Annotated in this window: 11 protein-coding genes and 1 pseudogene; 2 read left to right on the top strand and 10 right to left on the bottom strand. The window is 73.6% G+C overall.

The features are described from left to right. Nucleotides 1–8: 8 nt before the first annotated feature. Nucleotides 9–596 (bottom strand): TetR/AcrR family transcriptional regulator, encoded by a 588-nt coding sequence (locus ABZ659_RS19225; RefSeq protein ID WP_360221041.1) that lies wholly within the window; start codon nt 594–596, stop codon nt 9–11. Next, the gene (locus tag ABZ659_RS19220) at nt 593–2,110 is read right to left on the bottom strand and encodes a 3-hydroxyacyl-CoA dehydrogenase (protein WP_360221038.1); all 1,518 of its coding nucleotides are present in this window, start codon (nt 2,108–2,110) and stop codon (nt 593–595) included. Before ABZ659_RS19220 ends, ABZ659_RS19225 begins: the two co-directional genes overlap by 4 nt. A gap of 190 nt (nt 2,111–2,300) precedes the next feature. Between ABZ659_RS19220 and paaN the strand changes: the two genes are divergently transcribed. Continuing rightward, nucleotides 2,301–3,992: a phenylacetic acid degradation protein PaaN gene (gene paaN / locus ABZ659_RS19215; protein WP_360221035.1), complete on the top strand. Its 1,692-nt coding sequence runs from the start codon at nt 2,301–2,303 to the stop codon at nt 3,990–3,992. A 7-nt stretch (nt 3,993–3,999) separates the two neighbouring features. Here paaN and ABZ659_RS19210 read toward each other — a convergent pair whose 3' ends face one another. The 3 genes from ABZ659_RS19210 to ABZ659_RS19200 are packed head-to-tail and all read right to left on the bottom strand — an operon-like array spanning nt 4,000 to nt 6,817. Beyond that, nucleotides 4,000–4,761, bottom strand: coding sequence for a TrmH family RNA methyltransferase (locus ABZ659_RS19210; protein ID WP_360221032.1), 762 nt, complete (start codon nt 4,759–4,761; stop codon nt 4,000–4,002). Next, a complete protein-coding gene (locus ABZ659_RS19205) occupies nt 4,758–5,975 on the bottom strand; it encodes an HTTM domain-containing protein (RefSeq protein ID WP_360221029.1) in 1,218 nt (405 codons plus the stop codon). The genes ABZ659_RS19210 and ABZ659_RS19205 overlap by 4 nt, the downstream gene beginning before the upstream one ends. Beyond that, entirely contained in the window at nt 5,972–6,817 is an 846-nt protein-coding gene (locus ABZ659_RS19200; RefSeq protein ID WP_360221026.1) for a DUF5819 family protein, read from the bottom strand. The genes ABZ659_RS19205 and ABZ659_RS19200 overlap by 4 nt, the downstream gene beginning before the upstream one ends. 270 nt (nt 6,818–7,087) lie before the next feature. Here ABZ659_RS19200 and ABZ659_RS19195 point away from each other — a divergent pair. Next, a pseudogene (locus ABZ659_RS19195) lies at nt 7,088–7,588 on the top strand (acyl-CoA dehydrogenase family protein); the annotation flags it as partial. 179 nt (nt 7,589–7,767) lie between these two features. Here ABZ659_RS19195 and ABZ659_RS19190 read toward each other — a convergent pair. The 5 genes from ABZ659_RS19190 to ABZ659_RS19170 form a co-directional block, all read right to left on the bottom strand. Continuing rightward, nucleotides 7,768–8,097, bottom strand: a complete 330-nt coding sequence (locus ABZ659_RS19190; RefSeq protein WP_360221432.1) for a rhodanese-like domain-containing protein — start codon at nt 8,095–8,097, stop codon at nt 7,768–7,770. A gap of 75 nt (nt 8,098–8,172) precedes the next feature. Beyond that, nucleotides 8,173–8,973: a hypothetical protein gene (locus tag ABZ659_RS19185; protein ID WP_360221023.1), complete on the bottom strand. Its 801-nt coding sequence runs from the start codon at nt 8,971–8,973 to the stop codon at nt 8,173–8,175. Nucleotides 8,974–9,015: 42 nt separating this feature from the next. Further along, entirely contained in the window at nt 9,016–10,527 is a 1,512-nt protein-coding gene (locus ABZ659_RS19180) for a DUF2252 domain-containing protein (protein WP_360221429.1), read from the bottom strand. A gap of 147 nt (nt 10,528–10,674) precedes the next feature. Further along, the gene (locus ABZ659_RS19175; protein WP_360221426.1) at nt 10,675–11,307 is read right to left on the bottom strand and encodes a response regulator transcription factor; all 633 of its coding nucleotides are present in this window, start codon (nt 11,305–11,307) and stop codon (nt 10,675–10,677) included. A 338-nt stretch (nt 11,308–11,645) separates the two neighbouring features. Continuing rightward, nucleotides 11,646–12,742: sensor domain-containing protein (locus ABZ659_RS19170; protein ID WP_360221020.1), on the bottom strand; the 1,097-nt coding region annotated here is incomplete at its 5' end.

Raw genomic sequence — 12,742 nt, 5'->3', positions numbered from 1 at the left:
CGCCGCCCTCAGCCCTGCCGCAGCCCCGCGAACGCCACCCGCACCACCGCGTCCGCCACCTCGCGCTGCCCCGTGCCGCGGCCGTCGGGCCGGTACCACTCGGCGATGGAGTTGATCATTCCGAAGACCAGCCGGGTGGCGAGCCGCACCTCCACGTCGTCGCGTATCTCCCCGTCGGCCGCCGCCGCCTTCAGCAGCCCCGCCACCCGGTGGTCGAACTCGCGGCGCCGCTCCAGCGCCCACCGCTCGGTGCCGGTGTTGCCGCGCACCCGCAGCAGCAGCGTCACATAGGGCAGCTCGGCTATCAGCACCTCGACCATGCGCCGTACGACGTACTCCAGCCGGTCGGCGGCGCTCCCCACGCGCGCGTGCTCCTCGTCGAGGATGCCGAAGAGCCCGTCCAGCGCCCGGCTCACCGCCCGGCGCAGCAGCTCCTCCTTGCCCGCGACATGGTGGTAGATCGAGGACTTGGAGATCCCGGCCGCCTTGGACAGGTGCTCCATGGAGGTGCCGTCGTAGCCGCGCTCGTTGAAGACCCGCACGGCGACCGTCAGCAGCGTCTCCGGGGTGTACGTGTCGCGCTTGGCGGTGGTCATGAGGTGCTGCCCTCCCGCTTGTCGGAGGCGTAGGCGTGCCGGTAGAGCGCCAGGGAGGGCGCGTACCGGCCCGAGGGGTCGCGCAGGTGCAGGTCGTCGAGGAGGGCGTACGCCCAGTTGCGGCCGAGGCGGCGGCTCCATTCGAAGGGGCCCAGGGGGTAGTTGACGCCGAGGCGCATCGCGGTGTCGACGTCCTCCTCGGTGGCGACGCCCTTGGCCACGGCGTCGTGCGCGAGGTCGACGATCCGCGCGACCGTGCGGGCGACGATCATGCCGGGCACGTCGCCGATGACGCTGACCTTCTTGCCGAGCGCCTGGAACAGGCCGGTGGCCTCGGTGAGCGTCGTCGAGGAGGTGTCCTGGGAGGCGGACAGGGCGACGCGGGTGGCGCGCCGGTAGTCCAGCGCGAGGTCGAAGTAGACGACGTCGCGGAACTCCACGGACGTCTGTCCGTCCGCGAGCGCCAGCTGGCCGCCGCCGGGCAGCACCAGCCGGGTGCCGTGGTCCTCGTCCTCCTCGCGGACCGGGATGCCCGCCTCACGGATCAGCGCGAGGAGTTCGGCGGCGGGGCCCAGGTCGCCCTCCACGACGACGTAGGCGGGCGGCCCGGCCGGTTCGGCGGTGTGCGGTTCGGGACGCTCGGCGCCCTCCGCGTAGTCGTACCAGCCGTGTCCGCTCTTGCGGCCGAGGCGGCCGGACTCGACCAGCCGCCGCTGGGCGAGCGAGGGCGTGAAGCGCACGTCCTGGAAGAACGACTGCCAGACGGAGTGCGTGACGGACTCGTTGACGTCCTGCCCGATCAGGTCGGTCAGTTCGAAGGCGCCCATCCTGAAGCCGCCGCACTCGCGCAGCACCGCGTCGATGGTGGCGGGGTCGGCGCCCTGCGCCTCCAGGACGGCGAACGCCTCCGCGTAGAACGGCCGGGCGATGCGGTTGACGATGAAGCCGGGGGTGTCGGCACAGGCGACCGGCGTCTTGCCCCAGGCGCGGGCGGTCTCGTACGCGCGCGTGGCGTAGGTGACGTCGGTGGCGAACCCGGAGACGACCTCGACCAGCGGCAGCAGCGGCGCCGGGTTGAAGAAGTGCAGGCCCACGAAGCGGCCGGGGTGGCGCAGCGCGCCGCCGATCGCGGTCACCGACAGGGAGGAGGTGTTGGTCGCCAGCAGACAGTCGTCGTCGACGATGTCCTCCAGCTCCCGGAACAGCTCCTGCTTGACGTCGAGACGCTCCAGGGCCGCCTCGACGACGAGTGCGGAGTCGGCCAGTTCGCCGAGGCTCTCGGCGGGCAGCAGCCGGGCGCACGCGGCGTCCCGTTCCGCGCCGGTGAGCCGGTCCTTGGCCACCAGCCGGTCGAGGCGGGCGCCGATGGCGTCGGCCGCCTCGCGGGCCCGGCCGGGGAGGGCGTCGTAGAGCCGTACGGGGTGGCCCGCGACCAGCGCGACCTGGGCGATGCCCTGGCCCATGGTGCCGGTTCCGACGACGGCCACGGTGCTGCTGAGGTCGAGTGCTGTCATGGCGCGATCCTCCCGCACGGAGTTATCCACAGATGCGCCGGACCCCCTTGTACCGACCGATCGTTCGGTTACTCTAACTCTGACCGCCCTGTCCCGCCCCCGCTTGAGCTGCACCTCTTGCCGTTTCCACCAGGTCAAGGACTCATCAGGACTCGACGAGGAGTCCTTCCAGACGAGGAGTTGGACCCGCATGGCCGCCGATCTCACCGCTGACCAGCTGACCGCCCAGCACCGGCCGACCCTCGACCAGGCGCTGGAAGCGATCCGCACGCGCGCGTACTGGTCCCCGCACCCCGAGCACCCGAAGGCGTACGGCGAGCACGGCAGCCTGGACGCGGGCGCGGGGAAGGCCGCCTTCGACGCCCTCCTGGGCACCCGCCTCGACCTCGGCCAGCCCGGCACCGACGACTGGGTGGGCGGCGAGGTCTCGCCGTACGGCGTCGAGCTGGGCGTGAGCTACCCGCACGCGGACGTCGACGTGCTGCTGCCCGCGATGCGGGCCGGACAGCGCGCCTGGCGGGACGCGGGGCCCGAACTGCGCGCACTGGTCTGCGTGGAGATCCTCAAGCGGATCAGCGACCGGACGCACGAGTTCGCGCACGCGGTCATGCACACCTCCGGCCAGGCGTTCATGATGGCGTTCCAGGCGGGCGGCCCGCACGCGCAGGACCGCGGCCTGGAGGCCGTGGCGTACGCCTACGCCGAGCAGGTCCGCACCCCCGCCGCCGCCGAGTGGACCAAGCCGCAGGGCAAGCGCGAGCCGCTCGCCCTCACCAAGGAGTTCACGGCGGTCCCGCGCGGGATCGCGCTGGTCATCGGCTGCAACACCTTCCCGACGTGGAACGGCTACCCGGGCCTGTTCGCCTCCCTCGCCACCGGCAACGCCGTGCTGGTCAAGCCGCACCCGCGCGCGGTGCTGCCGCTCGCGCTGACGGTTCAGGTCGCGCGGCAGGTGCTGACCGAGGCGGGCTTCGACCCGAACCTGGTCGCGCTGGCCGCCGAACGGCCCGGTGAGGGCGTCGCCAGGACGCTCGCCGTGCGCCCCGAGATCCGGGTCATCGACTACACCGGCTCCACGGCGTTCGGCGACTGGCTGGAGACCCACGCCCGCCAGGCGCAGGTGTACACCGAGAAGGCGGGCGTCAACACGGTCCTCGTGGAGTCCACCGGCGACTACAAGGGGATGCTGTCCAACCTGGCGTTCTCCCTGTCGCTCTACAGCGGCCAGATGTGCACCACCCCGCAGAACCTGCTCGTCCCGCGCGGGGGCATCTCCACCGACCAGGGCCACAAGTCGTACGACGACGTGGTGGCCGACCTCGCCCGCGCGGTGGACGGCCTGCTCGGCGACGACGCCCGCGCGAACGCGCTGCTCGGCGCGATCGTCAACCCGGACGTCAAGGCCCGTCTGGAGGCCGCGGCGGGCCTCGGGGAGGTCGCCCTCGCCTCCCGCGAGATCACCAACCCGGAGTTCCCGGACGCGGTCGTCCGCACCCCGGTGATCGTGAAGCTGGACGGCGCCAAGCCCGACGCCGAAGCCGCGTACATGAGCGAGTGCTTCGGTCCGGTCTCCTTCGCCGTCGCCGTCGACTCGCCCGCCGACGCGCTGGAGCTGCTGCGGCGCACGGTCCGCGAGAAGGGCGCGATGACGGTCGGCGCGTACACCACCGACCCGGAGTTCGAGCGGTCCGTGCAGGAGGTCTGCCTGGACGAGGCGGCCCAGCTGTCGCTCAACCTCACCGGCGGGGTGTACGTCAACCAGACGGCCGCCTTCTCCGACTTCCACGGCTCCGGCGGCAACCCGGCCGCCAACTCCGCCCTGTGCGACGGAGCGTTCGTGGCCAACCGCTTCAGGATGGTGGAGGTGCGCCGGGAGGCGTGAGGCGTCCTTACGCGCCCCCGGTGAGACTCCAGTGGTACAGCGCCATCGCCACGCTGGTCGCGAGGTTGTAGCTGGAGACCTGGGGGCGCATCGGCAGCGCCACCAACTGGTCGGCACGCGCGCGTAGCTCGCGGGAGAGCCCGCTGCGCTCCGAGCCGAACGCGAGCAGCGCGTCGTCGGGCAGCTTCAGGCCACGGATGTCCGCGCCCTCCGGATCGAGTGCGTAGACCGGCCCGGGCGGCAGCTCGGCGACGTCCAGCCTCTCCACCGCGGTCGCGAAGTGCAGCCCGGCCCCACCGCGCACCACCGTGGGGTGCCAGGGGTCGAGGGTGCCGGTGGTGACCACGCCGGTCACCCCGAACCCGGCGGCCAGCCGGATCACCGCCCCCGCGTTGCCCAGGTTGCGCGGGTTGTCGAGGACGACGACGGGCGCCTCCCGCGCGGCCCGCCCGAGGACCCGCAGCTGTGCCTCCCGGGCGGGCCGTACGGCGAGGGCGGCCACCGCGGTGGGGTGCGGACGCGGCACCAGGGCGGCGTACGCCGACGGCGTCACCTCGGTCAGCAGCGCGTCCAGCGTCCGCCGTACGTCGGGCGCCAGCTCGTCGGCGAGGGCCAGCGCCGCCCGCCGGTCGACGGTGACCGCCACCGGGACCTCGGCGCCGAAGCGGAGGGCGTGCTTGAGGGCGTGGAAGCCGTCGAGGAGCACGGAGGCGCTGGCGAGCCGCTGCCAGAGCACCGTCGTCTCCGCAGGGCTCCGGGGGTCGTTCATGCCGGAAAGCCTACGTGGCCGCGCTCGGTGTCCTCGGGGACGGGCGGAGGGGGCGGAGGCGTGTTCCAGGCGCCGCGCGAGAGCAGCCCCGCACGCGCGCGTGCCGCCAGGCCGCCGATCCGCCGCAGGAACGACGTCGGCAGGAAGACCGCGTCCGCCGCGATCATCGCCAGCGAGAAGAACGGCAGCCCGAGCACCACGGCGATCACCGAGTGCTCGGTGATCATGAAGGCGAGCAGCACGTTCTTGGCCCGCCGGTGCAGCAGCGTGAAGGGGAAGGCGACCTGCACGACGACGGTCCCGTACGTCACCAGCATGACCATCGTGCCGTTGCTGGAGAGCAGGTCGGCCAGCGCGGGCCAGGGCGAGAAGTAGTCCAGGTGCAGCGGGTAGTGCACGGCGGTGCCGTCCTGCCAGCGCGAGCCCTGGATCTTGTACCAGCCCGCGGTGGCGTAGATCAGACACGCCTCCGCCATGATCACGAACAGCGCGCCGTTGTGCAGCACGTTCGCGAGCACGTCCAGCGCGATGCGCGGCTCGGCGTTCCGCGCCCACCGCGCCACGGCCCACCACAGCGCCTGCGCCAGCCAGACGCCCCACAGCAGCACCGGGATCAGCCAGTCCGAGTCGAACAGCCGTCCGAACCCGGTCGCCAGGAGCAGCGCCAGCCCGAGCACGCCCCACAGCACCGGCCCCGTACGGTCCACGACCCGCTCGCCACGCGCGCGTGCCGCCCGCCCGAGCCGCTCCCGCCGGGCGTCGAGGGACCACACCCGGCCGCACCGGGTGAACACCAGGTAGATCGACATCAGGTGCAGGACGTTGTCGCCGCCGTCCCCCATGAAGACGCTGCGGTTCTGCAGGGAGAGCACGCCGACCATGAAGAGCACCGACGTGGCGCGGGTGCGCCAGCCGAGCAGCAACAACAGACTGGCCAGCACCGCGAGCGCGTAGCCCGCCTCGAACCAGAGCTGGGCGTCCGACCACACCAGTACCGTGAACGAGCCGTTCAGCCCGATCAGCCGCTGCCCGAGGTCCCAGCTCCACGGACCGTCCGGCCCGTACAGCTCCTGCCGGTGCGGGTACTCGCACAGCAGGAACAACAGCCAGGTCGCGGCGAAGCCGACGCGTATCACGGCGGTCTGGTACGGACCGAGCGCCGACTCGGTGACCCGGGCGATGCCCCCGGAGACCGCCAGGGCGACGCGGTTCACCCGACGCCTCCCTCGGCCTCGGCGGGCGGCACCGGCCACCAGGGCAGTTCCCGGTGGACCGGCCGCAGGGAGACCCGCTCGGCGCTCCAGTCGGGCGGCGCGACGTTGGTGGTGCTGATCCGCAGTTGCACCCGCTCCAGGCTGCCGCCCGTCCCGAGCGCGCCCGCGCGGTCGAGGCGCATCACGACGATCCGCCGCAGGTACGCCGCACTCATCGCGCCGCGCTCCCCCGAGGGGCGGTTCTCGGCGTCGTGCGAGCCCGTGTAGAAGTCCCACGCGCGGCGCAGCTCGTTCTGCACGGTGTGGCTGGGCAGCAGGTTGCCGTCGATGGCCCGGCCGTCCTGTGCGGCCAGGTCGTACCAGCCGGTGATCCGCGAACCGCCGTCCGGCGTCCGCACCTGCGCCCGCGCGAGCACGGAGATGTTCTGCTGCAACGGGTTCGGCGCGAACAGCTTCCAGTTCTGCTCGAACTCCGGGTAGACCCAGTTCTCGATCGCCTCGCCGTGCTGCTTGGTGACCGTGTTCGACGGGGCGACGTGCAGGAACACCATCCCCAGGTGCACACTGACGACCACCGCGACGACGGCGAGCACCAGCGCGACCCCCACCTGGTAGGGGAGCCGCAGCGCGGCCACACCCGCGCGGGGCGGCGGGTCCGGGGGGTGGGGGCTGGAGGGCTCGTCCACGGCGTGACGGCCACCCACGGCGGACAGGCCATCGAGGGTCGGAGGGTCGTCGACGGCTGGGCTGGCGGAGGCAGGCAGGGTGTCGGCGGGTGGGCCGTCGTTGGGTGGGCCGTTCTCGCCGCCGCCGCGCGCGTCCCCTGCGCCGTACGCGTCCATCCCGCCCCGTTTCCCGATCCCAGGTCCATCCTCAGGTGACCCCGCCCGCGCCCGCCACCGTTCGGCGTGCGCACGGGAACGGTACTCAGGCCGACCGGCCCGGCACAGCCCCAACGGCTGAGCCGCGCACCACATACGCGGCGGTAAGCCCAGCCACGGCGGTGGGCACCTTACGACCCCGCCACCCCGTGCCCTTCTCCTGGAACCTGTTCTCTTCTGACGAGGTTCCGACACCCCGCCAGGTCGCGTCGTGGCGCCAGGACAGGGGCGGTGGACTTCACCTTCACCGAGGAACAGCAGGCGGCGGCAGAGGCGGCGCGCGGCGTCTTCGCCGACGTCGCCCCCGACGCGGTGCCAGCCCGGCGGTGACCGCGGGCCCGTCGCCGACGGGTACGACCGCGCGCTGTGGGCCCGACTGACCGACACCGACCTGCTGGGGCTGCCGCTGGACCCCCAGTACGGCGGGGCCGGTCTGGACGCCGTGGCGCTGTGCCTGGTGCCACGTGAGTCGGCGAAGGCGCTGGCCAGGGCGCCGCTGCTGGAGACCGCGGCCGCGACCGCCCTCCAGGCCCCCGGCTCCCCCGAGCCGCGGCCGTCCCTGCCCGCCGGGGTGGCCCGGGGTGGCCCGGGGCGAGACGGTGCCGACGGCCGCCGCCCACGGCCGCACCCGGCCACGACCCGGCCGAACGCGCGGTGACCGCCCGGCGGGACCGCGCCGACTGGGTACTGGACGGCACCCAGACCGCGGTGCCCTGGGCCTACGACGCCGACCGCCGGGTGGCCGCGCGGCACGACGTGCCGACGTCGAGTACCCGCCGCACCGCTACCACGCCTGGGCCAGGCACCTGGAACGCCCGGCCCCCGCCCACGAGGAGGCCCTGGGCGACCTGCTGGCGGCCCGCCCACGGGGCTGAGCCGGGCACGCAAGCCCTACTCAGACACCTGGGCGACTAGAGGACGAACCCGGGCTCGCCCTTGTCGTCCACGACCGGGCGGCCCGCGGCCTGCCACACCTGCATCCCGCCGTCGACGTTCACCGCGTCGATGCCCTGCTGCGCCAGATACATCGTGACCTGCGCCGACCGCCCGCCGGAGCGGCAGATCACATGGATCCGCCCGTCCTGCGGCGCCGCCTCGGTCAGCTCCCCGTACCGGCCCACGAACTCACTGATCGGGATGTGCAGCGCCCCCGCGGCATGACCCGCCCGCCACTCGTCGTCCTCCCGGACGTCCAGCAGGAAGTCGCCGTCCTTGAGATCCGTCACCTGGACCGTGGGCACACCAGCTCCGAAGTTCATGCCGCCGACGCTACCCGACACCGCGTCCGGCACACCGGCCCGGGAACGCCCGGGAACTCAGCCCTGCCCGAGCAGTTCCGAAAGCTCGGCCTCCCGGCCCTGGACCTCCACCAGCAGCTGCTCGGCGATCTCCTCCAGGAGGCGGTCGGGATCGTCGGGGGCGAGCCGCAGCATCGAGCCGATCGCGCCCTCCTCCAACGTCCGCGCCACCTCCGTGAGCAACTCCTTGCGCTCGGCCAGCCACTCCAGCCGGGCGTACAGCTCCTCGCTGGCGCTGGGACCCTTCTCCTTGGGCACCGGACCGGCCGCCCACTCCTCGGCCAGCTCCCGCAGCAGCGCCTCCTCGCCCCGGGCGTAGGCGGCGTTCACGCGCGTGATGAACTCCTCACGCCGCTTGCGCTCGCCCTCCTCCTGCGCCAGGTCGGGATGGGCCTTGCGGGCCAGCTCGCGGTAGAGCCTGCGGGCCTCGTCGCTGGGCCGGACCCGCTGCGGCGGCCGCACCGGCTGGTCCGTGAGCATCGCCGCGGCCTCCGGGAACAGGCCGTCGCCGTCCATCCAGCCGTGGAACAGCTCCTCCACGTCCGGCATCGGCATCACCCGCGCCCGCAGCTCCTCCGCCTTGCGCCGGTCCTCCGGGTCACCGCTGCGCTCCGCACGGACCTCGGCGATCCGCGCGTCCAGTTCCTCCAGGCGCGCGTACATCGGGCCGAGCCGCTGGTGGTGCAGACGGGAGAAGTTCTCGACCTCGATCCGGAAGGTCTCCACGGCGATCTCGTACTCGATCAGTGCCTGTTCGGCCGCCCGCACGGCCCGCTCAAGCCGCTCCTCGGGCCGCGACTGCTCAGCTTCCGGGGTCATCACCCGACCAGCCTAGGCCACACCCCCGCGGTCCACCCTCCCTCACACCCCCAGTTCCACCGGCACCCGCCCCGCGCGCACCCCGGCCAGCAGGGCGGCGTGGTCGGCCTCCGTGCGGTCGGCGTAGGCCAGCGCGAAGGCGGATACCGCCTCGTCCAGTTCCTCGTTCTTGCCGCAGTACCCCGAGACCAGCCGGGGGTCGACGCTGTGCGAGTGGGCGCGGGCCAGCAGCGCGCCGGTCATCCGCGCGTAGTCGTCCATCTGGTCGGCGGAGAGCGCGGTGGGGTCGACGCTGCCCTTGCGGTTGCGGAACTGCCGGACCTGGAAGGGCCGCCCCTCGACCGTCGTCCAGCCCAACAGGATGTCGCTGACGACCTGCATCCGCTTCTGTCCCAGCACCACCCGGCGCCCCTCGTGGTCCGCCTCCGGCGGCTCGAACCCGGCCGTCACCAGATGCGGGACCAGCGCGGAGAGGCGGGCCTCCTTCACCTGGAGGACCAGCGGCTCGCCACGGTGGTCGAGGAGCAGCACCACGTAGGAACGGGTGCCGACGCTGCCGGTGCCGACGACGCGGAACGCCACGTCGTGCACCGAGTGCCGGGCCAGCAGCGGCAGCCGGTCCTCCGACAGCGTCGTCAGGTACTCCTCCAGGGACGCCGCGACCGCCGCCGCCTCAGCGTCCGGTATCCGCCGCAGCACCGGCGGCGCGTCCACGAACCGGCGCCCGCCGTCCTCGGTCGGCTCCGTCGACTTCGCCGCGAACCGCCCGCTGGTGTTGGCCCGCGCCTTCTCCGAGACCCGCTCCAGCGTGCCGAGCAGGTCGTGCGCGTCCGTGTGGGAGACCAGTTCCTCGTCCGCGATGGCGTTCCACGCGTCCAGTACCGGCAGCTTGGCCAGCAGCCGCATGGTGCGCCGGTACGCGCCCACCGCGTCGTGCGCCGCGGCCCGGCAGACGTCCTCGTCCGCCCCGGCCTCCCGGCCCGCGAGCACCAGCGAGGTCGCGAGCCGTTTGAGGTCCCACTCCCAGGGGCCGGTCACCGTCTCGTCGAAGTCGTTCAGGTCGATGACCAGCCGCCCACGCGCGTCGCCGTACAGACCGAAGTTCGCCGCGTGCGCGTCACCGCAGATCTGCGCGCTGATCCGGGTCATCGGCGTGCGCGCCAGGTCGTACGCCATCAGCCCCGCCGTACCGCGCAGGAAGGCGAACGGCGTGGCGGCCATCCGCCCCACCCGTATCGGGGTGAGCCCGGGGATCCGGCCCTGGTTGGACTCCTCGACCGCGGTCACCGCGTCGGGCCGCGCCGCGTCCAGGTCGAACGTGGCGTGCGCGCTCCTCGGGAGGCGCTCCCGCAACGCCTTCCCCGCCTCCTTCGGCGAGGGTGTGCCCGCCCGCTCGGCCGCTCCACGGGGCCGCCACTCGGCGAACCCCCGCACCCGGGGCAACCGTCCCGGCCCACCCGCGCCCACGACCCGCCCACCAGCGTCCGTCACAGCGACCGCCTCCCCACGTTTCCCCGCGCCCACGTGCCCGAACGCGTCCGCACGCCCGAACATCAACTCGTGCCGACCGTACAGCCACGGGCCCGAATGCCGTCAGCCCCTGTGGATAACTCCGCGCCTGTGGAAAACCCGGCCCTTCCGAGGCTCCCAGCGACCGGCCGACGGCCTTCAGCGCCCGCCCCAGCGGCCAGGCCGACGCGCCTACGCCCGCAGATACGCCAACACGGCCAGCACCCGCCGGTGCGTCTCCTCCGCCGGCGGCAGGTCCAGCTTGGTGAAGATCCCGCTGATGTGCTTGCCGACGGCCGCGTCGGACACCACCAGCTCCCGGGCGATCGCCCCGTTGGACCGCCCCTCCGCGATCAGCGCGAGCACCTCCCGCTCCCGGGGCGTGAGCCGCTCCAGCGGATCCCGGCGACGGCGCAGCAACTGCCGTACGACCTCGGGGTCCACGACCGTGCCCCCGGCCGCGACGTCGGAGAGCGCGGCCACGAACTCCTCGACCTGCCCGACCCGGTCCTTCAACAGGTAGCCGACGCCCGACCCGTCCCCGGAGTCGAGCAGTTCGGCGGCGTACGCCCGCTGCACGTACTGGCTGAGCACCAGCACCGGCAGTCCGGGCCGCCCCTCCCGCAGCCGTACGGCCGCGTGCAGCCCCTCGTCCTGGAAACCGGGCGGCATCCGCACGTCGGTCACGACGACGTCCGGCGCCTCCGCCTCCACCGCGGCGACCAGCGCCTCCGCGTCCCCGACAGCGGCGACCACGTCGTGCCCACAGCGGGCGAGCAGGCCGACCAGCCCCTCCCGCAGCAGCACGCTGTCCTCGGCCAGCACGACACGCACCCGTCTACCCCCGCCCCCGCACTCCCTGCGGACCCTCGGGCCTGTCCGGCGGATCAGGTCGGAACCACGGGGTCCGGCACGCACTCCCCCAAGCTCTTCGAGCAGGGGAGACCCCCGGCCGCGTTGTCGTCACCCGCCGACTCCCCCACGCTCGGCTGCGCTCACGCGGGGGAACCCCCATCGCGTCGGCTCCCTCCTCCGCCGTGCAGTCGCACGCTCCCCCGAGCTCTCGGCTCCGCTCGTCGAGCAGGGGGCACCCCCACGACCCCGCTCACCTGCGCTGACAAGGCGGAGGCGTCTTTCCTCCGACCTGGTCCGCCGGACAGGTACTAGGTCGCTGCCGTCTCCGAACGCCGCGGCTGACAAGGGATCTCCACTCGCAACACGGTCGGTCCGCCCACCGGACTGGCCAGGGAGAGTCTGCCATCCAGCACCGACACCCGGTCCGCGAGTCCCGTCAGCCCACTGCCCGCCCCGGCCCGCGCCCCACCGCGCCCGTCGTCACTGACGCTCAGCACCAGCCGCCCGTCCCGATGCTCACCGGCCACCCGCGCCCGGCTCGCCCCACTGTGCCTGCCGACGTTGGCGAGCGCCTCGCCGACCACGAAGTACGCGGCGGCCTCGACGGCGTCCGGCAACCGTCCCGGCAGTTCCAGCGCCACGTCGACGGGCACGGCGGAACGGTCGGCGGCGTCGGCGACCGCGGCGGCCAGACCGTAGTCCGCGAGCACCTTGGGATGGATCCCCTGGATCAGCTCCCGCAGCTCCGCCAGCGCCTCCGACGCCTCCCGGTGGGCCTTGGTGAGCTGCTCGGCGAGCGGGCCACCGGGCGGGGCGTCCAGCCGGGCCAGACCGAGCGTCATCGTCAGCCCGACGAGGCGCTGCTGGGCCCCGTCGTGCAGATCGCGCTCGATACGGCGGCGCTCCGCCTCGAAGGCGTCCACCAACCGCACGCGCGAGCGGGTCAGTTCGACGACCCGCTCGTCCAGCTCGCCCTCGCGTGAAGCGATCAGCAGCCGTGTCAGCGCGCCCCGCGCCCCCGCGCCCACCCCCAGCAGATACGCGCCCGCGCAGAGCAGCACCAGCCCGAGCGCGGCCACCGCGAAGGCGGTCGGCCAGTCGGTGACCGTCCACTGCTTGAGCACCTTGGCCTCCCGGCCGTCCCCGACCGTCGCCATCAGCAGCGGCGTCGCGGCCACGGCGGCCGGGACGAGCAGCCCCACGGTGACCAGCAGCGCGTCGACAGGCCACAGCAGCCCCGCGCACAGGACGGCGTACCCCAGCTCCCGCCAGGTCGCCCGCTCCCGCAGCCGCGCCGCCAGCCAGGCCCACGGCCCCCCGGCGTCGGGCGCCCGAAGCCGAGCGCGAGCGGCAGGGCCACGATCGCCACGGTCAGCCCGGCGAGCAGGTCCCGCCCGGGGGCGCG

It is taken from the genome of Streptomyces sp. NPDC006997 (assembly GCF_040635175.1).
GTDB lineage: Bacteria > Actinomycetota > Actinomycetes > Streptomycetales > Streptomycetaceae > Streptomyces.
This window is presented reverse-complemented; position numbering and strand designations above follow the sequence as displayed.

Coding starts and splice junctions, on each gene's coding strand:
- ABZ659_RS19225 (WP_360221041.1), bottom strand. CDS start 596: ATGACCACCGCCAAGCGCGACACGTACACCCCGGAGACGCTGCTGACG.
- ABZ659_RS19220 (WP_360221038.1), bottom strand. CDS start 2,110: ATGACAGCACTCGACCTCAGCAGCACCGTGGCCGTCGTCGGAACCGGC.
- paaN (WP_360221035.1), top strand. CDS start 2,301: ATGGCCGCCGATCTCACCGCTGACCAGCTGACCGCCCAGCACCGGCCG.
- ABZ659_RS19210 (WP_360221032.1), bottom strand. CDS start 4,761: ATGAACGACCCCCGGAGCCCTGCGGAGACGACGGTGCTCTGGCAGCGG.
- ABZ659_RS19200 (WP_360221026.1), bottom strand. CDS start 6,817: ATGGACGCGTACGGCGCAGGGGACGCGCGCGGCGGCGGCGAGAACGGC.
- ABZ659_RS19185 (WP_360221023.1), bottom strand. CDS start 8,973: ATGACCCCGGAAGCTGAGCAGTCGCGGCCCGAGGAGCGGCTTGAGCGG.
- ABZ659_RS19180 (WP_360221429.1), bottom strand. CDS start 10,527: ATGTTCGGGCGTGCGGACGCGTTCGGGCACGTGGGCGCGGGGAAACGT.